At 61.8% G+C, this 21,496-nt stretch carries 22 protein-coding genes; 8 read left to right on the top strand and 14 right to left on the bottom strand.

The window, feature by feature from the left end; genetic code table 11:
- Nucleotides 1-161 precede the first annotated feature (161 nt).
- Both AC2FM5_RS08455 and AC2FM5_RS08460 read left to right on the top strand, forming a co-directional pair.
- A complete protein-coding gene (locus AC2FM5_RS08455) occupies nucleotides 162-809 on the top strand; it encodes a sulfotransferase family 2 domain-containing protein (RefSeq protein ID WP_170358384.1) in 648 nt (215 codons plus the stop codon).
- Nucleotides 810-995: 186 nt separating this feature from the next.
- Nucleotides 996-1,760, top strand: coding sequence for a Hint domain-containing protein (locus tag AC2FM5_RS08460; RefSeq protein WP_367646303.1), 765 nt, complete (start codon nucleotides 996-998; stop codon nucleotides 1,758-1,760).
- Nucleotides 1,761-1,815: 55 nt separating this feature from the next.
- Here the strand turns inward: AC2FM5_RS08460 and AC2FM5_RS08465 are convergent, their stop codons facing one another.
- The 7 genes from AC2FM5_RS08465 to AC2FM5_RS08495 form a co-directional block, all read right to left on the bottom strand.
- Nucleotides 1,816-4,017: a 3-hydroxyacyl-CoA dehydrogenase NAD-binding domain-containing protein gene (locus AC2FM5_RS08465; protein WP_170358386.1), complete on the bottom strand. Its 2,202-nt coding sequence runs from the start codon at nucleotides 4,015-4,017 to the stop codon at nucleotides 1,816-1,818.
- A gap of 23 nt (nucleotides 4,018-4,040) precedes the next feature.
- Nucleotides 4,041-5,252, bottom strand: coding sequence for an acetyl-CoA C-acetyltransferase (locus tag AC2FM5_RS08470; protein ID WP_170366562.1), 1,212 nt, complete (start codon nucleotides 5,250-5,252; stop codon nucleotides 4,041-4,043).
- Between the two features lie 10 nt (nucleotides 5,253-5,262).
- Nucleotides 5,263-5,901 (bottom strand): glutathione S-transferase family protein, encoded by a 639-nt coding sequence (locus AC2FM5_RS08475; RefSeq protein ID WP_496735013.1) that lies wholly within the window; start codon nucleotides 5,899-5,901, stop codon nucleotides 5,263-5,265.
- A 137-nt stretch (nucleotides 5,902-6,038) separates the two neighbouring features.
- A complete protein-coding gene (locus tag AC2FM5_RS08480; protein WP_170358392.1) occupies nucleotides 6,039-6,251 on the bottom strand; it encodes a hypothetical protein in 213 nt (70 codons plus the stop codon).
- A 56-nt stretch (nucleotides 6,252-6,307) separates the two neighbouring features.
- Nucleotides 6,308-8,089 carry an acyl-CoA dehydrogenase C-terminal domain-containing protein gene (locus AC2FM5_RS08485; protein WP_170529145.1) on the bottom strand — a complete coding sequence of 594 codons (1,782 nt, stop codon included), beginning with the start codon at nucleotides 8,087-8,089 and terminating at the stop codon, nucleotides 6,308-6,310.
- A 46-nt stretch (nucleotides 8,090-8,135) separates the two neighbouring features.
- Complete coding sequence (locus AC2FM5_RS08490) at nucleotides 8,136-8,537, bottom strand: MerR family transcriptional regulator (protein WP_093962630.1); 402 nt, start codon at nucleotides 8,535-8,537, stop codon at nucleotides 8,136-8,138.
- Between the two features lie 282 nt (nucleotides 8,538-8,819).
- Nucleotides 8,820-9,188, bottom strand: coding sequence for a MerR family transcriptional regulator (locus AC2FM5_RS08495; protein WP_170337669.1), 369 nt, complete (start codon nucleotides 9,186-9,188; stop codon nucleotides 8,820-8,822).
- Nucleotides 9,189-9,301: 113 nt separating this feature from the next.
- Here AC2FM5_RS08495 and AC2FM5_RS08500 point away from each other — a divergent pair, with 113 nt between their 5' ends.
- The 3 genes from AC2FM5_RS08500 to AC2FM5_RS08510 are packed head-to-tail and all read left to right on the top strand — an operon-like array spanning nucleotide 9,302 to nucleotide 11,563.
- Nucleotides 9,302-9,721, top strand: coding sequence for a PaaI family thioesterase (locus tag AC2FM5_RS08500; RefSeq protein WP_170358398.1), 420 nt, complete (start codon nucleotides 9,302-9,304; stop codon nucleotides 9,719-9,721).
- Between the two features lies 1 nt (nucleotide 9,722).
- Nucleotides 9,723-10,241 (top strand): PaaI family thioesterase, encoded by a 519-nt coding sequence (locus AC2FM5_RS08505; RefSeq protein ID WP_170368762.1) that lies wholly within the window; start codon nucleotides 9,723-9,725, stop codon nucleotides 10,239-10,241.
- Nucleotides 10,242-10,246: 5 nt separating this feature from the next.
- Complete coding sequence (locus AC2FM5_RS08510; RefSeq protein WP_496735017.1) at nucleotides 10,247-11,563, top strand: MATE family efflux transporter; 1,317 nt, start codon at nucleotides 10,247-10,249, stop codon at nucleotides 11,561-11,563.
- Here AC2FM5_RS08510 and arsC read toward each other — a convergent pair.
- From arsC to AC2FM5_RS08530, 4 genes are read right to left on the bottom strand one after another with little or no spacing between them, the layout of a single operon-like run.
- Nucleotides 11,560-11,901, bottom strand: a complete 342-nt coding sequence (gene arsC, locus AC2FM5_RS08515) for an arsenate reductase (glutaredoxin) (RefSeq protein ID WP_170402020.1) — start codon at nucleotides 11,899-11,901, stop codon at nucleotides 11,560-11,562. The two genes, AC2FM5_RS08510 and arsC, sit on opposite strands and share 4 nt — an antisense overlap.
- Entirely contained in the window at nucleotides 11,898-12,956 is a 1,059-nt protein-coding gene (locus AC2FM5_RS08520; RefSeq protein ID WP_496735020.1) for a quinone-dependent dihydroorotate dehydrogenase, read from the bottom strand. Before AC2FM5_RS08520 ends, arsC begins: the two co-directional genes overlap by 4 nt.
- Complete coding sequence (locus tag AC2FM5_RS08525; RefSeq protein ID WP_496735022.1) at nucleotides 12,953-13,384, bottom strand: DUF1330 domain-containing protein; 432 nt, start codon at nucleotides 13,382-13,384, stop codon at nucleotides 12,953-12,955. Before AC2FM5_RS08525 ends, AC2FM5_RS08520 begins: the two co-directional genes overlap by 4 nt.
- Nucleotides 13,381-13,719 (bottom strand): DUF952 domain-containing protein, encoded by a 339-nt coding sequence (locus AC2FM5_RS08530; RefSeq protein ID WP_170359235.1) that lies wholly within the window; start codon nucleotides 13,717-13,719, stop codon nucleotides 13,381-13,383. Before AC2FM5_RS08530 ends, AC2FM5_RS08525 begins: the two co-directional genes overlap by 4 nt.
- Before the next feature lie 107 nt (nucleotides 13,720-13,826).
- Here AC2FM5_RS08530 and AC2FM5_RS08535 point away from each other — a divergent pair, with 107 nt between their 5' ends.
- A complete protein-coding gene (locus tag AC2FM5_RS08535; RefSeq protein WP_496735024.1) occupies nucleotides 13,827-15,404 on the top strand; it encodes a bifunctional metallophosphatase/5'-nucleotidase in 1,578 nt (525 codons plus the stop codon).
- Between the two features lie 63 nt (nucleotides 15,405-15,467).
- On the opposite strand, the gene AC2FM5_RS08540 is transcribed toward AC2FM5_RS08535, so the two are convergent.
- The gene (locus AC2FM5_RS08540) at nucleotides 15,468-17,120 is read right to left on the bottom strand and encodes a tetratricopeptide repeat-containing sulfotransferase family protein (protein ID WP_496735026.1); all 1,653 of its coding nucleotides are present in this window, start codon (nucleotides 17,118-17,120) and stop codon (nucleotides 15,468-15,470) included.
- A 55-nt stretch (nucleotides 17,121-17,175) separates the two neighbouring features.
- Here AC2FM5_RS08540 and AC2FM5_RS08545 point away from each other — a divergent pair, with 55 nt between their 5' ends.
- Both AC2FM5_RS08545 and mnmH read left to right on the top strand, forming a co-directional pair.
- A complete protein-coding gene (locus tag AC2FM5_RS08545; RefSeq protein ID WP_170363052.1) occupies nucleotides 17,176-17,844 on the top strand; it encodes an SOS response-associated peptidase in 669 nt (222 codons plus the stop codon).
- 51 nt (nucleotides 17,845-17,895) lie between these two features.
- Complete coding sequence (gene mnmH, locus AC2FM5_RS08550) at nucleotides 17,896-18,948, top strand: tRNA 2-selenouridine(34) synthase MnmH (RefSeq protein WP_496735028.1); 1,053 nt, start codon at nucleotides 17,896-17,898, stop codon at nucleotides 18,946-18,948.
- Here mnmH and selD read toward each other — a convergent pair.
- Nucleotides 18,939-21,098 (bottom strand): selenide, water dikinase SelD, encoded by a 2,160-nt coding sequence (selD, locus tag AC2FM5_RS08555; RefSeq protein WP_496735030.1) that lies wholly within the window; start codon nucleotides 21,096-21,098, stop codon nucleotides 18,939-18,941. The genes mnmH and selD overlap by 10 nt on opposite strands.
- A 4-nt stretch (nucleotides 21,099-21,102) precedes the next feature.
- The gene (locus AC2FM5_RS08560) at nucleotides 21,103-21,489 is read right to left on the bottom strand and encodes a Na+/H+ antiporter subunit G (RefSeq protein WP_093962618.1); all 387 of its coding nucleotides are present in this window, start codon (nucleotides 21,487-21,489) and stop codon (nucleotides 21,103-21,105) included.
- Nucleotides 21,490-21,496: the final 7 nt, after the last annotated feature.

The raw sequence follows: 21,496 nt of genomic DNA on the forward strand, positions 1-21,496 counted from the left end.
GTGTTCGAGTATTCGGTCATGATCTTCGGGCCGGTTTTTGCCTGGGTGGTGATGGGGCAGGGGATCGGACCGCTGCAGATTGCGGGCATCGCCCTGATCGCCGCGGCCGGCGCAGTGCTGGCGTGGCGGGCGAGCGTGGTTCCCCAACGGGAACCGGCGCAATGATTCTATCAACAGGGCGGACCTACATCTTCATACATATTCCCAAGACCGGGGGAACATCGCTGGCGCTGGCGCTCGAGCAGCGGGCCATGAAGGACGATATCCTGGTGGGCGACACCCCCAAGGCGCAGCGCAGAAACAAACGCAACAGGTCACTGAAGACGGCGGGAAGGCTGTGGAAACACTCCCGTCTGACCGATTTGCGGGGGCTTTTGCCCGACCAGCAGATGCAAGAGATGTTCGTGTTCACGCTGATCCGCAACCCGTGGGACCGGATGGTCAGCTATTACTACTGGCTGAGGGATCAGTCCTTTGATCACCCAGCGGTTCATCTGGCCGGGCGGCTGGATTTTGAGGCCTTTGTTCTGCACCCTAAAATCCAGCAGTCCTTTCGGGAAAACCCGTTCCCATCCTATGTCAGAGACGCCACCGGAACCGATCTTTGTCGCGCATACATTCGGATCGAAAGCTTTCAGCGGGATGCGGCCCCACTGTTCGATCATCTGGGGTTTCGTCTGGACCTTCCGCATGAAAACCGGTCAGCCCGGGGGGCGGAATACGCCAACTACTACTCGGTCCAGGCAAAAAAGGCTGTGTTTGACGCCTGTCGCGAAGACATAGAGAGATTCGAATATCGGTTCGAATAAGGCTGGTCGATTATTTCCCGAATTGCGCGAAACGCTGACAAATACAGGCTTTTGTTTATAAAAAAACGCGACTAATGGGGCGAAAAAGGCCCAAAGTGGCCCTAAATATGGCAAAACTAAGTCACTCCCGAAAACTTCGTGCTAGCACAATGGGATAGTTTGAAAGTGCCAAAAGGGGGTCGGCACGTGTTGGAAGTAGTGAGTGTTTCGGGGTTTTCCGAAAATAATATCCAGACCGTACCGGGTGACGCCGTTTCGGTCAGGCGTGGCGGATTGCTGCACGGGACGAAGGTTGCCACCACCAGTGGCTGGAAACTGGCCGAGGCATTGGTTGCCGGCGATCTGGTCAGAACGATGGACAACGGGTTTCAGGAAGTGAAACGCGTGTCCCACGACAGAATAGCCGTACCGGCTGGCGAGGTTCGACCTGACTTTTTGCCAGTGCGCGTGCCGTCCCGCGCGGCATATAACGGTCGTGCGGTCTGGCTGATGCCCGAGCAGGGAATGGCCGTAGCCTTGTCTTCTGATTTCAACATAGACGAGGGGCTGGCGATCATTCCGGCGCGTCTGCTGAGCGGGCACTTCAGCTTTTCCTCTCGGACACCGGCAGAGGAATTCCAGGTCACATCGCTGTTTTTTGAGCAGGACGAAGTGGTCTTCATCGAGGGTGGCTTTCAAGCCTTCTGTTCCTCGTGCCGCATCCGTTCGCTGTCTGGCCCGTCCCGACGATCCTACGCGGTGCTGGAAGAATCCGAGGCGCGGAGCCTCGTCACATCTATCGCAGAAGCCGGCGAACTGTCGGCCCTTGCAAACCCGTTGGGTGCACTGCCTGCACCCATCCCGCAGGAACCGATCTTTCCGATACGTCCCCCATCGGGGGTGCGGCGTCCGGGACGTCCGGGGCGGCCCAACGTGCCGGCCTTGTTTCTGCGGCCTGAATGGCAGACCTGACCAAACACTCTAAGAAAGATGCTGGCGCATGGGATCATGCGCCAGCATCACTTGTTCAGGCAGCCTTGGCTTCGGGGTCGAAGCGGCCGTAGAAGGTCTGACCTTTTTCGGCCATCTCGCGCAGCAGCGGCGGGCAGGCGAAGCGGTCACCGTATTTCTCCGACAGCTGGTCACAACGCTCGGCCGCGTAGGGCGCACCGATGATATCAAGCCAGCTGAACGGACCACCTGACCACGGCGCAAAGCCCCAGGCCAGGATGGCGCCGACATCGCCTTCGCGGATGTCTTCCAGAACACCTTCTTCGAGCGCGCGCACGGCTTCAAGAACCTGTGCGAACATCAGGCGCTCCTGCACCTCGATCAAGTCGGGCTGCTGCTCGGCCAGCGGATACTTGTCCTGCAGACCTTTCCAGTAGCCGATGCGCTTGCCGTTTTCGTCATAATCGAAGAACCCGGCCTTGGACTTGCGGCCCAGGCGACCCTGTTCTTCCATCCAGAAGATCAGATCGTCCGCCGGGCTTTCCGGGTAGGCGTCGCCCATTGCCGCCTTGGTCGCCCGGGCAATCTTGGCGCCCAGGTCGATCGAAGTTTCGTCGGTTAGCTGAACCGGACCCACCGGGAAGCCCAGTTGACGGGCGGCGTTGTCGACCAGAACCGGGCTGACGCCTTCGGTGATCATCCGCGCCCCTTCGTTGATGTAGGGGATGATGCAGCGGTTGCAGTAGAAGAACCGCGCGTCATTGACCACGATCGGCGTCTTGCGGATCTGGCGGACATAGTCCAGCGCCTTGGCCACGGCCCGGTCACCGGTTTCCTTGCCCTTGATGATCTCGACCAGGAACATCTTCTCGACCGGCGAGAAGAAGTGGATGCCGATGAACTGATCGGGCCGCTTGCTGGCCTTGGCCAGTTCGGTGATAGGCAGGGTCGAGGTGTTCGAGGCAAAGATGCAGTCCTCGGGGATGATCGCCTCGACCTTCTGGGTCATCTCGGCCTTGACCTTGGGATCCTCGAACACGGCTTCGATGATCAGATCGCAGCCCGCCAGCTTTTCGAGGTCCGGCGTGGCAGTGATGCGGGCCAGCATGGCCTCTTTCTTCTCGGCCGTGACCTTGCCACGCTTCATGCCCTTGTCCAGATAGGCTTCGGTATAGGCCTTGCCCTTGTCCGCGGCGGCCTGATCGCGGTCGATCAGCACGACCTCCATCCCGGCCTGCGCCGAGACCAACGAGATGCCCGCGCCCATCATGCCCGCACCCAGAACGCCGATTTTCTTGACCGACTGATCCGGAATGCCTTGCGGACGAACGGCGCCTTTTTCCAGCGCTTCCTTGTTCAGGAACAGCGAACGGATCATCGCGCCCGAGGACGGGTTCATCAGCACCGAGGTGAACCAGCGCGCCTCGATCTTCAGCGCGGTGTCGAAATCGACCAGTGCGCCCTCATAGACCGCGCTAAGAAGGGCCTTGGCCGCCGGGAAGGCGCCCTGGGTCTTGCCGTTCACCATGGCCGAGGCACCCACGAAGTTCATGAAGCCCGCCGGGTGATAGGGCGCGCCGCCGGGCATCTTGTAGCCCTTGGCGTCCCACGGCTTGACCAGATCGGCATCCTTGGCGTTCAGCACCCATTCCTTGGCCGCTGCCAGCGGATCGGCTGCGATCTCGTCGATGTAGCCTGCGCCCTTGGCCTTTTTCACGTCCAGCATCTTGCCTTCCAGCAGCAGCGGAGCCGCCGCGATGGCGCCCACCTTGCGGACCATACGCGTGGTGCCGCCCGCGCCGGGGAAGATGCCGACCATGATTTCCGGCAGGCCGTATTTGGCCTTGGGGTTTTCGGCGGCAAAGATGCGATGGGTCGCCAGCGGCAGCTCCATGCCGATGCCGGCGGCGGTGCCGGGCAGGGCGGCCGCGATCGGTTTGCCACCTTTCTTGGTCTTGGGGTCCATGCCGGCCAGCTCGATCTTGCGCAGCAGGGCGTGCATCTTCATCGTGCCTTCGAACAGGCCCTTGGCCGGGTCGTCGCCCGCCTGTTCCTTCATCACCGCCAGCAGATTCAGGTCCATGCCGCCGGCAAAGGATCCTTCCTTGCCGCTGGTGATCACGATGCCTTTGATCTCGTCATCGGCCAGGGCCTGATCGATGCAGTCGTTCAGTTCGGACAGGCCGTCGAACGACATCACGTTCATGGTCTTGCCGGGGACGTCCCAGGTGATGATGCCAACGCCGTCGGCGTCTTTGGTCAGTGTAAAATCAGCCATTTTTCTTCTCCTGAACCCCGCCGTTACACACGTTCGATGATGGTTGCCGCGCCCATGCCGGATGCGATGCACAAGGTGGCCAGACCGGTTTCCTTGTCCTGGCGCTCCAGCTCGTCCAACAGGGTGCCGATGATGATCGCGCCGGTGGCGCCCAGCGGGTGGCCCATGGCGATCGAACCGCCATTGACGTTGACCAGCGCCGGATCGACGTCAAACGCCTGCTGGAACCGCAGCACGACCGAGGCGAAGGCCTCGTTGACCTCGAACAGGTCCAGATCACTGATCTTCATGCCGGTTTCGGCCAGGATCTTTTCGGTCACCGGAACCGGGCCGGTCAGCATGATGGTCGGGTCGGTGCCGATCTTGGCGGTGGCCTTGATGCGGGCGCGCGGCTTCAGGCCGTATTTCTCGCCGAATTCCTTGTTGCCGATCAGAACGGCCGCCGCGCCATCCACAATGCCCGACGAGTTGCCGGCGTGGTGGATGTGGTTGATCTTTTCCAGGTGCGGGTATTTCAGCATCGCCACCTTGTCGAAACCGGGCATCTGCTCGCCCATCATCTGGAAGGACGGGTTCAGCGCGCCGAGGCTCTGCATGTCGGTGCCGGGGCGCATGTATTCGTCGCGGTCCAGAATGGTCAGGCCGTTGCGGTCCTTGACGGTGATCACCGACTTGGCAAAGCGGTTCTCTTCCCACGCCTTGGCCGCGCGTTTCTGAGACTCGACGGCCAGCGCGTCGGCATCGTCACGGCTGAAACCGTATTCGGTGGCGATGATGTCGGCCGAGATGCCCTGCGGGACGAAATAGGTCTCCATCGCCAGCGACGGATCGACGGCGATGGCGGCGCCGTCGCTGCCCATGGGCACGCGGCCCATCATCTCGACGCCACCTGCGATATAGGCCTCGCCCGCGCCGCCCTTGACCTGGTTGGCGGCCAGATTCACGGCCTCCATCCCGGAGGCGCAGAACCGGTTGATGGCCAGGCCGGGGATCGATTCATCAAGGTCCGAGGCCAGAACCGCCGAGCGCGCCAGGCAGCCGCCCTGTTCCATCACCTGGGTCACGTTGCCCCAGATCACGTCCTCGACGGCGTGGCCCTCCAGGTTGTTGCGTTCCTTGATGGCGTTCAGGGCCACCGCCGACAGGCGCACCGAGGTCACCTCGTGCAGGCTGCCGTCCTTGCGGCCCTTGCCGCGCGGGGTGCGCAGGGCATCATAAATGTAAGCTTCGGTCATACTTCTCTCCTCAAGCTCGATCCGACGGATTGCCGGGCATCAGGTCATAGGGGTGTTTCCATCCTGGCTGCTCGGACAGGCGGGTCAGCCAGGCGTCGATATGGGGCCATTCGGCGCGGTCAAAGCCGAAGGGTTCGGGGTAATAGAGGTAGCCGCAGCAGCTGAGATCGGCGTTGGTCACGCTGTCGCCGACGATCCAGTCGCGGCCCTCAAGATGCGCGTTCAGCACCTGATAGGCGGCTTTCAGGCGGCCTTGGTTGAAGGCGATCACATCCGGGTTGCGGTGCTGTTCAGGCAGAAAGTTGATAAGGAACCGGGTCATGCCAGCCATCGAGCTGAACTTGTGGTTGTCCCACAGCACCCAGCGCAGGATGTCATAGGTCTCTTCCCGCGTCTTTCCGCCGAATTTCCCGGACTTCTCGGTGGCATAGGCCTGAATCGCGCCCGATTGGCTGGTCCGGAAATCTCCGTCGATCAACACCGGCGCTTCGCCCATTTCGTTGACTTCGGCGCGGTATTCGGGGGTTCGGGTCTGGCCGTTGAAGAAATCGACAAAGACCGGCTCCCATTCCAGCCCCGACATCTCAAGTGCCAAGGCAGCCTTGTATGAGTTTCCGCTTTCTCCGAAGCAATGCAGTTTTATCTTCATGCACTCACCCCTCCCAAGGCGGTTTGTACGGTTTCGTCACGCACGTGTTTCAAGAAAGACCTGTCTCGCGGGCCGCAGCCGCGTTCGGACTTGTCTTGCTAAAAACACGCCGGGCCTGGGCCAGGCATTGGGGTCGTCTAGCGTTTGCGCGCCTCAAGCTCGGAATTGAAGATGCGCAGCCGGTGGGTCAGGTTCTCCTCGTCGATCACGCTGTTGAAGTTCTCGAACAGGAATGACAGCGCCTCTCCTTCGTCCAGCCCGGCCTCGCGGGCAAACCCCTTGAGTTTTCGATAACCTTCCTCGGTCATGGCGACAGGAAAGCGGCGGGTCAGGCGAAAGCGTTTGGGCATGTCATCTCCTCCATGAGCGCTGGTTCCGGGCGGGGTCGCCCGGAACCAGACTGGGATCAGAAGTTCGCCGCGTCCAGTGCCATCACCGTGTCGGCGCCGGTCTGGATCCGTGCCAGGTGCATGCCCGTGGCCGGCAGACGGCGCGCCATGTAGTAGCGGCCGGTGGCGATCTTGGTCTCGTAGAAGTCCTTGTCGGACGCGCCGGCATCCAGCGCTTCCTGTGCGGCCTTGGCCATCTGCGCCCACATCAGGCCCAGGCAGACATGACCGAACATGTGCATGAAGTCATACGAGCCCGACAGAGCGTTGTTCGGGTTGGTCATGCCGTTCTGCATGAAATACATGCCGGCGGCCTGCAGGTCCTTCGAGGCGGCCTTCAGCGGTTCGATGAACGCCTTGTCATAGGCTTCGTCCTTGCCGCTGTTTTCCTTGCAGAAGGTTTTGACCATGTCGAAGAAGGCCATGACATGCTTGCCGCCGTCCTGCGCCAGCTTGCGGCCGACGAGATCCAGCGCCTGAACGCCGTTGGCGCCTTCGTAGATCATGGCGATGCGGGCGTCGCGGGTGTATTGCGACATGCCCCATTCCTCGATGTAGCCATGGCCGCCATAGACCTGCTGGGCCTGAACGGTCATGTCGTAACCTTCGTCGGTCAGGAAGCCCTTGATGACCGGGGTCATCAGCGAGATCAGCCCGTCGGCGTCCTTGTCGCCTGCGCGGTGCGCCTTGTCGATCAGGGTCGCGCCCCACAGGATGAAGGCCCGCGCGCCTTCCACAAAGCTTTTCTGGTCCATCAGGCTGCGGCGGATGTCGGGATGTACGATCAGCGGATCGGCCGGGCCGTCGGGATTCTTGACGCCGGTCACGTCGCGGCCTTGCAGACGGTCCTTGGCGTATTCCAGCGCGTTCTGATAGGCGGCCTCGGCTTGAGCCAGACCTTGCATGCCGACACCCAGACGCGCTTCGTTCATCATGGTGAACATGGCGCGCATGCCCTTGTGTTCCTGACCCAGCAGGTAACCGGTTGCGCCGTCATAGTTCATTACGCAGGTCGAGTTGCCGTGGATGCCCATCTTTTCTTCGATCTTGCCGACCGAAACACCATTGCGCTCGCCCAGGCTGCCGTCTTCGTTCACCAGGAACTTGGGCACGATGAACAGCGACACTCCCTTGATGCCCTCGGGGCCGCCGGGGATCTTGGCCAGCACCAGGTGGATGATGTTGTCGGCCATGTCGTGATCGCCGGACGAGATAAAGATCTTTTGGCCGGTGATCTTGTAGCTGCCATCGCCCTGCGGCTCGGCCTTGGTGCGCATCAGGCCCAGATCGGTGCCGCAATGCGGCTCGGTCAGGTTCATGGTGCCGGTCCATTCACAGCTGACCATCTTGGGCAGATATGTGTCTTTCTGCGCATCGGTGCCGTGCGCCAGGATGGCCGAGGCCGCGCCGTGGGTCAGGCCCTGATACATGGTGAAGGCCTGGTTTGCGGCCGAGAACATCTCGCCCACGGCCGTGCCAAGAACATAAGGCATGTTCTGGCCGCCATATTCCTCGGGCATATCCAGACCGGTCCAGCCGCCTTCCTTGACCTGCTCGAACGCGTCCTTGAACCCGGTCGGGGTGTAGACGACGCCGTTTTCCAGCCGGCAGCCTTCGGTGTCGCCGACCACGTTCAGCGGGTGCAGCAGGTTGACGGCGACCTTGCCGGCCTCCTCCAGAACGGCGCCCGTGAACTCGGGCTCCAGCTCATCATAGCCCGGAATATCCGAGGCCGAGATTTTCAGAACGTCATGCAGAACGAATTGCGTGTCTTTGGTAGGCGCGTTGTAAACGGGCATTTGAAGCTCCCTTAATTCAGATGTCCGGGTGGCAGGCGGCGCGGAGTTACTCGGCCGCCTTCTTTTCCTGTTTCATCGAGGCGATGACCTTCTCGCCCCAGCGCAACTGCTCTTTCAGATCGTCAATGGCCTGAGTCAGTTCCTCGCGGCGGGCTTCCATGTCCGCCAGACGCTCGCACGCGATTTCATAGGTGCGGGTCATCTGGGTCAGTTGCTGGTCGCCGACATGGTACAGATCCAGAAGCTGTCGAATCTCTTCCAGGCTGAAACCAAAGCGTTTGCCGCGCAGGATCAGCTTGAGCCGCGCCCTGTCACGTTTGGTGAACAGCCGTTTCTGGCCCTCACGGATCGGAAACAGAAGCTCTTTGGCTTCGTAGAACCGCAAGGTCCGCGGCGTGACGTCATAGGTCTCGCACATCTCGCGGATGGTCATAAGATCTTCGGTCATTGGTCACCCTCTCGTCGCTGGCGTCATGAGAAAGTTGCGCAGTCGATGGCCGCTTTACAACATGAGATTGACGTTTACGTAATCCAGACGCTGCGTCACAAAGAAATTGACGTAACTTCCGGTCGCGTAAAGCGGCGGGTTGGCAATTTTCTTTCCGTTGGGTCAGCCAAATCCACTTTACCGGCGCGGTTCGAAGCCGACGGGCAGGCGGCAGGGCGCCAGCCGAAAAATGCAGATTTCCGGTGTAATGAAGGATGGATTTGGGGGCTCGAACTGGCCGATTTAGGTCAGGGAGTTGGCCGTTTGATCGCGAAGGCGCTGCAACTCGTCCATAGCTTCGTCCAGTTGCTGACGCTGCTGACGCAGCTCTTCCATCTGGCGGTCGGCCATTTCGATAAAGGTAGCCATCTGGGCCTTGTTGCCTTGATCTTCGTAGATCAACAACCACTGCCGGATTTCCTCAAGTGGAAACCCGAACTTTCGGCCACGCATGATCAGCTTCATCCGCGCACGCTCGCGCGGACCGTAAAACCGGGACCGTCCTTCCCGGTCTGGCTGCAGCAGCTCGATATACTCGTAGTAGCGCAGGGTGCGCGGAGTCACGTCGAACTCGGCGCACATCTCTTTGAATGACAAACGCTTGTCGGACATTCCTGTTCTCCTCGGTTGCAACCTAGGGCGTTGTGCGGACAAGCGCAACAGGCGGGCTTGCCCTTTGCGCGCAGAGCAGATCATAAAGGGGCAGGACAACAGGACTGAACCTCATGGTCGACAAGACAGTACTCGCCCGCCAGTTCATCGAGGCGATCCCCCATGCGCGGGCCCTGGGCCTGACGCTGACCCATATCGGCGAGGGTGAGGCCGAGATCACCATGCCTTACAACGAGGATCTGATCGGCGATCCCCGCACTGGCGTGATTCACGGCGGGGCTGTGTCGGCCAGCCTGGATACTTGCTGCGGGGCTGCGGTCATGAGCCATCCGGCGGCGCCGGGCGGCACAGCAACCATCGATCTGCGCATCGACTACATGCGCGCCGCAACGCCCGGCCAGACGATCACCACCCGCGCGACCTGCTATCACATCACGCGCAATGTGGCCTTCGTGCGCGCAACTGCCATGGACGACGATCAGGATCGCCCGGTGGCCACCGCCTCGGGCGCCTTCACAGTCGAGGGGAAGTGAGATGGCAAGACCCCGTCCCGAACCGATGCAGGTGGTGAAACAGCGCCGCGACGCGGCCCTCAAGGCGCTGGTCGAGGGGGTTCCGTATATCCGGTTCCTCAATATCAGCTTCGACCGGCGCGGAGACGAACTGACCGGAGTTCTGAATTTCGACGAAAAGCTGATCGGCAACCCGTTCCTGCCGGCGATTCATGGGGGCGTCACGGCGGCCTTTCTCGAGGTGACGGCGGTGATCACGCTCAGCTGGGAGCACCTGTTCCCGCGCATCGAAAGCGGTGAGATCGATGCCGAGGACATCATCTCCGATCACAGTATCCGCTTTCCCAAGACCATCGATTTCACGGTGGATTACCTGCGCTCGGGCCTGCCGCGCGATGCCTATGCACGCGCCTTCATCAGCCGGGCGGGTCGGCGGTATGCCTCGGTGCGCGTCGAGGCTTGGCAGGACAACCACGCCAAGCTGTTCGCGCAGGCCACAGGGCATTTCCTGATGCCGCAAGAGCCTTCGGCCAAGAGCTGAGCAAAATGCGGGACGCCTCGGCACCCATTACGCACAGACGGGTGCTGAAGATCGCGGTGCCGATCGTGCTGTCCAACGCGACGGTGCCGATTCTGGGCGCGGTAGATACCGGCGTGGTCGGCCAGATGGGGCAGGCCGCCCCGATCGGCGCGGTTGGCATTGGCGCGGTCATTCTGGCCACGATCTACTGGGTGTTCGGCTTTCTGCGCATGGGCACGACCGGATTGGCGGCGCAGGCCCGAGGCGCGGGAGACACGGCCGAAACCGGTGCGCTGCTCATGCGCGGCCTGCTCTTGGGCGGCGCGGCGGGGCTGTTCTTTATCGTGGCGCAGGTGGCGGTGTTCGCAGGGGCCTTCGCGCTGTCGCCCGCCAGCCCCGAGGTCGAGGCGTTGACGCGCAAATACCTCGAGATTCGCATCTGGGGCGCGCCCGCGACCATTGCGCTTTATGCCGTGACGGGCTGGCTGATTGCGGTCGAGCGCACGCGCGGCGTTTTCGTCCTGCAGGTTTGGATGAACGGGCTGAACATCCTGCTGGATTTGTGGTTCGTGCTGGGTCTGGGCTGGGGCGTTGAAGGTGTGGCGGTGGCCACGCTAATTGCCGAATGGACGGGTCTGGCGCTGGGTCTGTGGCTGTGCCGCGATGCGTTCGGGGGTAATCAATGGCGCGATTGGGCGCGGATCTTCGACCCCGCCCGCCTGCGCCGGATGATGCAGGTCAATGGCGACATCATGATCCGGTCGGTCCTGCTGACCGGGTCCTTCACCACCTTTCTGTTCGTCGGCGCCGATCTGGGCGACGTGACGCTGGCCGCCAACCAGGTGCTGCTGCAGTTCCTGGAAATCACCGCCTTTGCGTTGGACGGGTTCGCCTTTTCTGCCGAGGCATTGGTAGGCAGCGCCGTCGGAGCCAAGGACCGATACCAGGTCCGGCGCGCCTCGGTCATGGCGTCGCAATGGGGCGTCGGTGGGGCTCTGGTGCTGGGGGCCACGTTTTTTGTGGCAGGGCCCGCATTGATCGACCTGATGGCCACCGCGCCCGAGGTGCGGATCGCGGCGCGTGAATACCTGATCTGGGCGGCACTGGCCCCGGTGATCGGCGTTGCCAGCTGGATGTTCGACGGCATCTACATCGGCGCGACCTGGACCCGCGCCATGCGCACCGCCATGATCCAGTCGGTGGCGATCTATGTTGTGGCGCTGTTCCTGCTGGTGCCGACCATGGGCAATCACGGGCTGTGGGCCGCGCTGATGGTGCTGAACATCGCCCGCGCGGTAACGCTGGGCCTGCGCTATCTCCGGCTCGAGGCGCAGGTGGCCTAGAGCAGGGTCAGCAGGTTCTCGGGCGGGCGACCGATGGCGGCCTTGTCGGCGGTGATCCCGGCGGGGCGTTCGATGAGGATCGGGTTCTCGGCCATGGCCTGAACCAACGCCTCCTCGGGCGTATCCTTGCTCAGCCCCAGTTCCTTGAACCGCGCCTCGCCCCTGCGCATCATCTCGATCGCCGGGATGCCCAACCGGGACAGCACCGCGCGCAGCTCATCCGCGCTGGGCGCGTCCTCGAGGTATTTGCGAACGGTGACTTCGGCGCCGCGGTCCTGTAGCAGGGCCAGCCCGGCGCGCGATTTTGAACACCGTGGGTTGTGCCAGTATTCGATCACAGCCAATCCTCTCGTTTACTGCCGACGGCGTCGGCCACCGACTTGAACCCGTCCCGCGCCAGCAGGGCATCCAGCCCCCGCGCGATCTCGGCCGCCAGCGACAGGCCCCCATAGACCATCGCGGTATAGAACTGCACGGCCGAGGCCCCGGCGCAGATCTTGGCATAGGCCTGTTCGGCCGTGCCGATACCACCCACGCCGATCAGCGGGATCCGCCCGTCGGTCAACTGGCTCAGCCGAGCCAGAACGCGGGTCGATTTTTCGAACAGGGGCGCGCCTGACAATCCGCCGGCCTGATCCTTGTGCGGGCTGCGCAGCCCTTCGCGCGACAAGGTCGTGTTGGTGGCGATCACACCGTCGATGCCCGTGTCACGGGCGACGTCGGCGATGTCCCGCAATTCGTCATCCGTCAGGTCGGGGGCGATTTTCAGAAACACCGGGACCCGCCGCGCCAAGGCGTCGCGGGTGTCCAGCACACCTGCCAGCAGGGCGCTCAGCGCTTCTTTCCCCTGCAGGTCGCGCAGCTTTTCGGTGTTGGGCGACGAGACATTCACCGTGGCGAAATCCAGCCATTGCCCGCAATGGGCCAGCACCTGTGCAAAATCCCGCGCCCGGTCGGTGCTGTCTTTGTTGGCGCCCAGGTTCAGGCCGATCACCGCGTCCTTGGGGCGATGCGCCAGACGCCGGGCCATCGCCTCCATCCCTTCGTTGTTGAAGCCGAACCGGTTGATGGCGGCGCGGTCCTCGGTCAGGCGGAACAGTCGCGGCTTGGGGTTGCCCGGCTGCGGGCGCGGGGTCACGGCGCCCACCTCAATGAATCCGAAGCCCGCGCGCGACAGCGGGCCCAGAACCTCGCCATTCTTGTCGAACCCGGCGGCCAGCCCCACCGGGTTGGGCAGGTCCAGCCCGGCAAGTTGCGTGCGCAAGCGCGTCGAGGTGACGGGACCGGGCGCCGGGGTCAGACCCGTTTTCAGCGCCTTGATCGACAGGCCGTGCGCGGTTTCTGGGTCCAGGCGATGTAGCGCGGCCAGGGCCAGTTTCTCGGTCAGTTTCATCCGAAGGACGCTCCGGTTGGGGTAGGGGCGGTGCGGATCAGGCGCGAGTCGGCCACCGCCGCCTGCCGGTGAATGACCGCCGCGCGATAGGCCGGGTCGGTCACCATCTCCAGAAACGCATGGGCCGAGGGGTAACGGGCGATGAACATCTCGTCCCACGCTTCGCACTTCGGGCCGATCAGCGTTGTCTGGAACGTGCCGCGCCAGATGATCGAGGCCCCCAGCCGCGCGATGATCGGGGTGGTTTCGGCACCATACCGGCGATAGGCTTCTGCGCCGCTCAGCCCCGCGCCGGCCAGGTCGTGGCCTGCGGGATAGACGGCCTTGGCGCGGAACTGCACAAGGTTCAGCATCTCGATCGGGTGATCGCGGTCCAGCGCTTTGAACGCCTCGAACTCGGCGCGGTCGGGGTCGATATGGCCGGTCATTGCATCTCCTTGGGGAAGCGGTGCGCGCCGTTTTCCAGCGATAGCGGCTTGGCCCAGACCACATCCGCCATGCGCATGTTGCGATAGAGATGCGGGAACAAGGCCCCGCCGCGCGAAACCTCCCATCTCAGATCATCGCCCATTTTCTGGGCATCGCAGGCCACGAGGGTCAGGTTTTCGACCCCGGCAAAGTGTTTAGCCGCGGTCTCGGCCGCCTGTTCTGCGGTGGAGAAATGCACAAACCCATCCGCCACATCGATGGGCGCGCCCCGGGTTTCGCCCTGTGCCTGCAGGGCCGCCCATTCCTCGGCCCGGAATATCTTGTAGATCAGCATGGCGCCGTGATGCCCCGCGCGCGGGGTAGAATCAAGCCGCATTTCCCCCTTTGACTCTTTGCCGCCCTCGGCGCACGATCCTGACAATCAATTACAGGGAGTTTCAAATGATTACCCGTTTCCTGACATCCGTGGCGGCCCTTGGCCTGACTGCAGGCATGGCGGCGGCCGACTACAAGCTGACCATTCTGCACACCAACGACTTCCATTCCCGGTTCGAGCCGATCAACAAATATGACAGCGGCTGTGGTGCCGAGGACAATGCCGAGGGCAAGTGCTTCGGCGGTTCGGCGCGACTGGTGACCGCGGTCAACGACGCCCGCGCACGGGCCGAAAACTCGATCCTCGTGGACGGCGGTGACCAGTTTCAGGGGTCGTTGTTTTATACCTATTACAAGGGCAAGGTCGCGGCCGAGTTCATGAACAAGCTGGGCTATGATGCGATGACCGTGGGCAACCACGAATTCGATGACGGCCCCGAGGTTCTGGCCGGTTTCGTCGATGCGGTCGAATTTCCGATTCTGATGTCGAATGCGAACATCGAGAACGAAGAACTTCTGACTGACCGGATCAAGAAATCGACCGTGATCGAAGTGGGTGGAGAGAAGATTGGCCTGATCGGCCTGACCCCCGAAGACACCGACGAGTTGGCTTCACCCGGGCCGAATGTCGTGTTCTCTGATCCTGTTCCGGCGGTTCAGGCCGAGGTGGACAAGCTGACGGCGGAAGGCATCAACAAGATCATCGTGCTCAGCCACTCGGGCTATGGCGTCGACCAGCGGGTCGCGCAGGAAACCACGGGTGTTGACGTGATCGTGGGAGGACACTCGAACACCTACCTGTCGAACACTTCGGACAAGGCCGCCGGGCCGTACCCGACCGTGGTGAACGGGGTGCAGATCGTTCAGGCCTATGCCTACGGCAAGTTCCTGGGCGAGCTGAACGTGACCTTCGATGACGACGGCAACGTGGTTCAGGCGGTCGGTGAGCCGCTGATCATGGACAACACCGTGACCGAGGATCAGGCTGCCCTGGATCGCATCGCAGAACTGGCCACGCCGCTGGACGAGATCCGCAACAAGGTCGTGGCCAATGCCGCGGCTCCGATCGAAGGGGACCGGTCGATCTGCCGCGTGCAGGAATGCGAGATGGGTAACCTGGTGGCCGATGCCATGCTGGCGCGGGTCGCCGATCAGGGCGTTCAGATCGCCATCGCCAACTCGGGTGGCTTGCGCGCCTCGATCGACGCGGGCGACGTGACCATGGGCGAGGTGCTGACCGTTCTGCCCTTCCAGAACACGCTCTCGACCTTCGAGATCAGTGGGCAGGGTATCATCGATGCGCTGGAAAACGGCGTCAGCCAGGTAGAAGAGGTCAAGGGTCGCTTCCCGCAGGTGGCGGGGCTGAAATTCACCTGGGATCCGTCGGTTGCTCCCAACGAAGGCCGCGTGACCGAGGTCATGGTGGCCGAAGGTGATGGGTATGTGCCGATCGATCCGGCCAAGACCTATTTGGTGGTGACCAACAACTATGTCCGCAACGGTGGCGACGGGTACAAGATGTTCTCTGGCGAGGACAAGAATGCCTACGACTTCGGTCCCGATCTTGCGGATGTGACCGCCGAATACCTTGCGGCCAATGCGCCCTACACGCCCTATCTGGACGGACGTATACAGCAGAAGTGATTGCTGACACAAAGAAAGAAAAGGCCGCATCCTTGGATGCGGCCTTTTTTGTTGGGTTTCGGCTTAATCGAATTCGTATTCGGGCCACAACTCGGGGTCGAAACCGTCCAACATGGGCCGGATATAGTCCGCAACCTGACGCCAGCCGCCAACCGATTTGGTCGAGATTTTGTTGCGCACCTGGTCGATACTGGCGGTACGCACCTGTTTCTTGTTTTCTTCCGGGTGCATCATGCTTTCGCGCCATTCGATCCCGCAGAATTCTGCAACCTGCTTGCTGTAGGTTTCGGGATCGGCAACCAGCTTTTCGTAGGGCACCGTCAGGATGCGATCACCGAAGATTGCATCCCAATGCTGCATGTAGCGGCGATACATGTTGGCCGAGTGCGCGATCGAGTTCAGGTTCGATGCGTATCGCATTCCGCCCGCTGGAAAACGCCGGATCCATTTCGACAGGCCGACGTCCCGTGGGTCACGCAGCATGTTGATGATCTTGGCGTTGGGGAACGCTGCCAAAAGAAAACCAACCCGCTGGTAGTTGTGCGGCATCTTGTCGACGAAAGCGATCGAGCCCTTGGGGATCGGGGGCATCAACTCGCGGAAATGCTTGGCGAACACCGCGGCTTCTGCGTCCGAGAATGCCTTCTTTTCGTTCGAGTATGGCGCCGAAAGGTCGGACCCGAGGTTCAGCTCTCCACATCCCGCGATGTCGGGGGCGGAACTCAGCATCATTTCCATCAAGGTGGTGCCCGACCGAGGCTGTCCGATCACGAAAATCGGCAGGGGCATTTCCTCGATCCCGGAACTTGGGACCGACGTGCTGTCAGGGAACAGGCCGCAGATGCGGCGTAGTTTGCGCTCTTCTTCTTCGAAATCGTATGGGTTTTCGTCGTGCTGCACCCTGTTCGCGACTGCAAACTGCGCAAGAGCGGCCTCCAACCCACCGATCTTTGATTGAAGCTGTGCCAGCGTGAATTCCAGAGTCGAATTGGGGTGTTTCCGCTTTTCGATCGCGGCCTCGACCCGGGGCAGCAATGCTTCGGCCTGTTCGGCATCTACCATTGACGACAATTGGAACAACGCCGATGCGTGATACGGATCCTTGTCCAAAACACGCCACAAAAGGTCAGTACAGCCCTTCTTGTCGCCGGCTTGGTGCAGGTCCACTGCTCGGCGGAAGGCGATTTCGATGTTGTCGGGATCCAGCTCGTATGCGCGCGCAATATCGGCCGAGGCCGCATCCACGAAGCCGACGCGCCCATAGGCCCTGCTGCGGGTGGACAGCAGCTTGGGGTTGTCCGGATCGGTCATCAGTCGCTTGGTGGCGTTCTCGATGATGCTGCGCCAGTTCTTGCCCTTGAGCGTGATTTCATCGATCACCCGGACGATCTCGCGGTTGCCGGGCATCTTTTCGGCCATCTTTTCGGCATAGGCCAACGCTCGCGCGATCTGGCCGGTCTGCATCAGGGCATTCGCGATGTTTTCGACGAATTGCGGGTCGTCCGGTTTCAGGCGGGCGGCTTCCTGGAAATGCGGCAGCGATTTCTTGTACTGCTTCATCTCGGTCAGAACGAACCCGGCAATCGCGTGGTAGTCCGCGTCTTTCGGGAATTTCTTGATGCCGAGGGTAGCTTTCTTCAGAGCCTGAGGAAGCTTGCCGGAGTCCAGATCCGCCACCGCCTTGGCCTTGAGGGAATTTGGTGCTTGATTTGTCATCTGACTGCGCGAGACCCTGTGCCTGATTGAAACTTTTGTTGTTGGTTCATTACCCATGTGCGGACGGTTTGCAATAACTCTTCCCAACGATGCCATGGCGCAGCTGTTTGCTGCGCGGCCTTCAAACGCGTTGCCGGCGGTGCCCAACTACAACATCTGCCCGACAAATCAGGTGCATGTCGTGCGCGCCAGAGAGGGAGGGCGGCAGTTGGACCCGCTGCGATGGGGTTTCTTGCCACATTGGTACAAAGCCCAAAACGACGGTCCGCTGCTGATCAACGCCCGCGCCGAAACCCTGGCCCAGAAACCGGCCTTTCGCACAGCCTGCCGCGATCGGCGCTGTCTGATCGTGGCCACGGGCTTCTACGAATGGACCAAGACCCAAGACGGTGCGCGGCTGCCTTGGTACTTCCACCGCAGCAATGGTGCGCCCATCGCCTTTGCCGGCATCTGGCAGAACTGGGGCGAGGGTGAGGCGCGGCAGGCGACCTGCGCGATCGTCACGACCGCAGCCAACGACAATGTGCGTGCGGTTCATCACCGGATGCCGTTGATCATCGAACAGGCGGATTGGGCCTTGTGGCTGGGCGAGGTCGGCAAGGGGGCAGCCCGCCTGATGAAACCCGGCGCCGAGGATGTGTTGCAGTTTCACAGGGTCGGCACGGCCGTAAACTCCAACCGGGCCAGTGGGCCGGACCTTATCGCGCCCGAAGCCGATGAATGACATCAGCGGGGCCTTCTTTTCTTTTGCCATCCTGCGCGCTAAACCCCTGTCATGGCCCTGAAATTCTCAAACCTGTCGCAGCTGTACGCGCATCCGTTCGATACGATCATCGATGTGCGCAGCCCGGCAGAGTTTGCCGAGGACCATCTGCCCGGCGCCATCAACCTCCCGGTTCTGGACAATGAGGAACGCGCACGTGTCGGCACGATCTACGTTCAGCAGAGCCCGTTTCTGGCGCGCAAGCTGGGGGCCGCGTTGGTGTTTCGCAACGCCGCCACCCATATCGAGACGCAACTCAGCCACCACGAGGGCGGTTGGCGCCCTTTGGTCTATTGCTGGCGTGGCGGTCAGCGGTCAGGATCCTTCACCTGGATGCTGCAGCAGATCGGCTGGCGAGCCGAGGTGATCGAGGGCGGATACCGCAGCTATCGGCGTCTGGTGAAGCAGTACCTCTACGATGATCCGCTGCCGTTCAAGCTGGTGGCGTTGGATGGCTACACCGGCACTGCAAAAACGGAACTTCTGGCCCAGTTGCAAACGCGCGGGGTGCAGGTTCTGGATCTCGAAGCGTTGGCCAATCACCGCGGTTCGCTGCTGGGCGAACAACCCGGCGGACAACCCAGCCAGAAAGCGTTCGAATCTGCCTTGGCCTCGGCCATGTGCGCCCTTGATCCGGCACGGCCCGTGTTGGTCGAGGCCGAGTCGTCAAAAATCGGTTCGTTGATCCTGCCCCCAGCGGTCTGGCAGAACCTGTGCCAAGCGCCGCGAATCCTTGTCACGGCAGATATCGAGGCGCGAACGGACTATCTGGTCGCTGCCTATGACGACATTCTGTCCGATGCCGAGCGTTTGCAGGACCGCCTGTCGCCGCTGCGGTTTCACCGGGGGCATGATGTCGTGGATGCGTGGATGGCTCAGATTGCCGAGGGCAACAAGAAAGCTCTGACGCGTGCCTTGATGGAGCAGCACTATGACCCGGCTTACGAAAAGTCGCGGAGAAACCATCGGTTTGATGTGATCGCGCGCGTGCATGCCGCGTCATTGACTACGGACGGGCTGGATCAGCTCGCGTCGGAAATCGAAGGGATTGTGGCTCAGCTCTGAAGGCGCAGGCCGGGTGTGTCGCTCAATACACCGATGACTGCAGCCGGGTAACCAGCGGCACGCAAATGGTCGCAGATATTTTGTGCGTCGTCGGCCGAAACGGCAGCCAGCAACCCACCCGCGGTCTGAGGATCGAACAGCAGATCGGCTTTGCCGCCAATTGGAACTTCGGGCGCGATGGCGCGATTGTCGTTGAACAAGCTGGACCGGACCCCTTGCTGGCTGAGCTCGAGCGCGCCCTCCATGACCGGGACTGCGTCGAGGTTCAGGACTGCGCCACAGTTGGATGCCTCGCACAGTCCAACGAGATGCCCGGCCAGTCCAAATCCGGTGACGTCGGTCATGGCATGGGCCTGGGCCAGAATGCGTGCGGCGTCACCCTGCGGCCGCGTCATGTGGTCATAGGCGGACACTACCCACTCGCCGTTGGCTTGCCCTGCCATTTCTGCGGCCATCAGGACTCCGCTGCCAATAGGTTTGGTCAGGATCAACACATCACCGGGCCGCCCACCCGAAAGGGTGATCGGATCAGACTGGCACAAACCCGTGATGGTGAAACCGATGGTAAGCTCATCGCCCATCGAGCTATGGCCGCCGACGATCTCAGCGCCGGCGCTGCGCATGACTTCGGTCGCGGTTGCCATGATTTCAGCCATGGTGCGGTGTTGCAGCTGGGAGGACATGCGCGGCAGGATCAGAGTGGCCGTCGCGGCCTGTGGGGTCGCACCCATCGCCCAGATGTCCCCCAGTGCGTGAATGGCCGCGATGCGGGTCATCAGAACAGGGTCCGGAACGAAGCTGCGCAAATGATCTGACGTCAGCACCTGCCGGACGCCTCCAAAGGTCAGCATTGCGGCATCATCCCCGGACAGGGGCGTGATATCCGGACGATCGGATCTCTGTACCGCGGATAGCGCGGCCTGCAAGGCGCCGCGACCTACCTTGGCGCCGCAACCGCCGCACATGGGCTTGTCGCCCAGAGCATCGCGCAGGCCATCCGCATGATGACGGGGAAGCGCGGGGCCTGGCATCTGGGGCAGCTCACGAAAGCGACGCATGAACTTCTGGTCGATATGGTTTTTCCACCGCCACATCACAGGTCCGCTGAATGACGTCCCAAAGCGCTCGGCCAGTGCCGAGCGTTCCCCCAGCGAGACCAGCTTCAGGTAATCCTTCTGCGGCTTGTACCGGCGCATGGTTCCAGCGCCGAGAGCTGCGCGCAGGTTGTTGAAGAGAACAGGAGCCTCTCGCACGGCAAAGACACCGGCCTTGGGGCGCGGCGTGTCATCAAGATGAGCGCAGTCGCCGACTGCGAAGACCGATGGATCGCTGGACTGCAAATACCCGTTCACTCGGATAAAGCCGTCGTGCAGGTCCAGTCCGGTCTGGCCGATCCAGTCATAGGGACGGGCGCCCGCCGCGCCGGTTGTGAAATCAGCCGTGATGTGACGCCCATCGGTCAGTTGCACGCCTTCGGGTGTGATCTGCGCAATTTCGGCCTGTTCGATGCAATCGATGCCAAGCTGTTCCATCGCCCGCCGAATGGTCTGGGCGGCTTTGGGGTTTATCGCGGTCAGGATTTGCGCCTTGTCGATCAGAGCGACCGTTGCTTGCCGACCCTTGGCGCGCAGGGCATGAGCCATGGCCATCGCCAGTTCGACGCCCGCGACACCGCCGCCGATGACCGCCACCGAAGCAGGGTCGGTTGTCTCCAGGTACTGGGCCCATTTTGCGGCAAAGGGACCAAGAGGTTTTGCCGGGATGGCATGTTCCGTGAACCCGGGCAAAGACGGCATGTCCGATGTTATTCCGACATTGATCGAGGCAACATCGAAAGCGACATCAGGATGATCGGCCACATTCACCAGCCGCCGGTTCGGGTCCAGGCCGATCGCGGCACCCAGAATGATCCGGGCCCCCGCAAACCGTGCCAGCCGGATCAGATCGATGTCCAGGTCGCGGCGGGCGTAGTGCCCCGCGACATATCCGGGCAACATCCCGGAATAGGGTGCGGTCGGGCCAGGATTGATCACGGTCAACCGCGCGCCGGGCAGGGGGTTCATCCCCCATTTCCGAAGGTAAAGCGCGTGCGTATGACCTCCGCCCACCAGAACCAGATCGCAGGTAAGTGGCAACGAAGGTGTTTTCATGAAGTCAGTTCGCGCTGTGATCCGGGACGTCTTCGACCTGCTCGACCGCGTGGGTGGCCCAAAGCTTGTCTTCGCCCGCGTCCGGCAGATCCTCGGGGGCTTCATGGCGGTGAATGTGCCACTTGGCAATGAACAGAGCCGTGATCGGAGCCGTCAGAAACAGGAACAGCGTGATTAGCAGTTCATGCATGGAAAGGCGCTGTTCGATCAGGATCGAATGAAAGATCGAGGCCAGCAACACACCGCCCACGCCCAGCGTGGTGGCTTTGGTCGGGGCGTGCAGCCGCGACATCGGATCCTTCAGCTTGATCATGCCGAATGACCCGACAAAGCCGAAAATCCCTGAAACGATCAGGAAAAATGCAATCAGAAGCTCGAAGATGAATTCCATGGCGGCC

Source organism: Ruegeria sp. BHSA162, assembly GCF_059613385.1.

What these genes read in the sequence shown, in the direction of transcription:
- AC2FM5_RS08490 (WP_093962630.1), bottom strand. Translation starts at nt 8,537, where the DNA reads ATGACCGAAGATCTTATGACCATCCGCGAGATGTGCGAGACCTATGAC.
- selD (WP_496735030.1), bottom strand. Translation starts at nt 21,098, where the DNA reads ATGAAAACACCTTCGTTGCCACTTACCTGCGATCTGGTTCTGGTGGGC.
- AC2FM5_RS08505 (WP_170368762.1), top strand. Translation starts at nt 9,723, where the DNA reads ATGGCAAGACCCCGTCCCGAACCGATGCAGGTGGTGAAACAGCGCCGC.
- AC2FM5_RS08465 (WP_170358386.1), bottom strand. Translation starts at nt 4,017, where the DNA reads ATGGCTGATTTTACACTGACCAAAGACGCCGACGGCGTTGGCATCATC.
- AC2FM5_RS08560 (WP_093962618.1), bottom strand. Translation starts at nt 21,489, where the DNA reads ATGGAATTCATCTTCGAGCTTCTGATTGCATTTTTCCTGATCGTTTCA.
- AC2FM5_RS08480 (WP_170358392.1), bottom strand. Translation starts at nt 6,251, where the DNA reads ATGCCCAAACGCTTTCGCCTGACCCGCCGCTTTCCTGTCGCCATGACC.
- AC2FM5_RS08495 (WP_170337669.1), bottom strand. Translation starts at nt 9,188, where the DNA reads ATGTCCGACAAGCGTTTGTCATTCAAAGAGATGTGCGCCGAGTTCGAC.
- mnmH (WP_496735028.1), top strand. Translation starts at nt 17,896, where the DNA reads ATGGCCCTGAAATTCTCAAACCTGTCGCAGCTGTACGCGCATCCGTTC.
- AC2FM5_RS08500 (WP_170358398.1), top strand. Translation starts at nt 9,302, where the DNA reads ATGGTCGACAAGACAGTACTCGCCCGCCAGTTCATCGAGGCGATCCCC.
- AC2FM5_RS08520 (WP_496735020.1), bottom strand. Translation starts at nt 12,956, where the DNA reads ATGAAACTGACCGAGAAACTGGCCCTGGCCGCGCTACATCGCCTGGAC.
- AC2FM5_RS08455 (WP_170358384.1), top strand. Translation starts at nt 162, where the DNA reads ATGATTCTATCAACAGGGCGGACCTACATCTTCATACATATTCCCAAG.
- AC2FM5_RS08525 (WP_496735022.1), bottom strand. Translation starts at nt 13,384, where the DNA reads ATGACCGGCCATATCGACCCCGACCGCGCCGAGTTCGAGGCGTTCAAA.
- AC2FM5_RS08485 (WP_170529145.1), bottom strand. Translation starts at nt 8,089, where the DNA reads ATGCCCGTTTACAACGCGCCTACCAAAGACACGCAATTCGTTCTGCAT.
- AC2FM5_RS08545 (WP_170363052.1), top strand. Translation starts at nt 17,176, where the DNA reads ATGTGCGGACGGTTTGCAATAACTCTTCCCAACGATGCCATGGCGCAG.
- AC2FM5_RS08540 (WP_496735026.1), bottom strand. Translation starts at nt 17,120, where the DNA reads ATGACAAATCAAGCACCAAATTCCCTCAAGGCCAAGGCGGTGGCGGAT.
- AC2FM5_RS08510 (WP_496735017.1), top strand. Translation starts at nt 10,247, where the DNA reads ATGCGGGACGCCTCGGCACCCATTACGCACAGACGGGTGCTGAAGATC.
- AC2FM5_RS08530 (WP_170359235.1), bottom strand. Translation starts at nt 13,719, where the DNA reads ATGCTGATCTACAAGATATTCCGGGCCGAGGAATGGGCGGCCCTGCAG.
- AC2FM5_RS08535 (WP_496735024.1), top strand. Translation starts at nt 13,827, where the DNA reads ATGATTACCCGTTTCCTGACATCCGTGGCGGCCCTTGGCCTGACTGCA.
- AC2FM5_RS08475 (WP_496735013.1), bottom strand. Translation starts at nt 5,901, where the DNA reads ATGAAGATAAAACTGCATTGCTTCGGAGAAAGCGGAAACTCATACAAG.
- AC2FM5_RS08470 (WP_170366562.1), bottom strand. Translation starts at nt 5,252, where the DNA reads ATGACCGAAGCTTACATTTATGATGCCCTGCGCACCCCGCGCGGCAAG.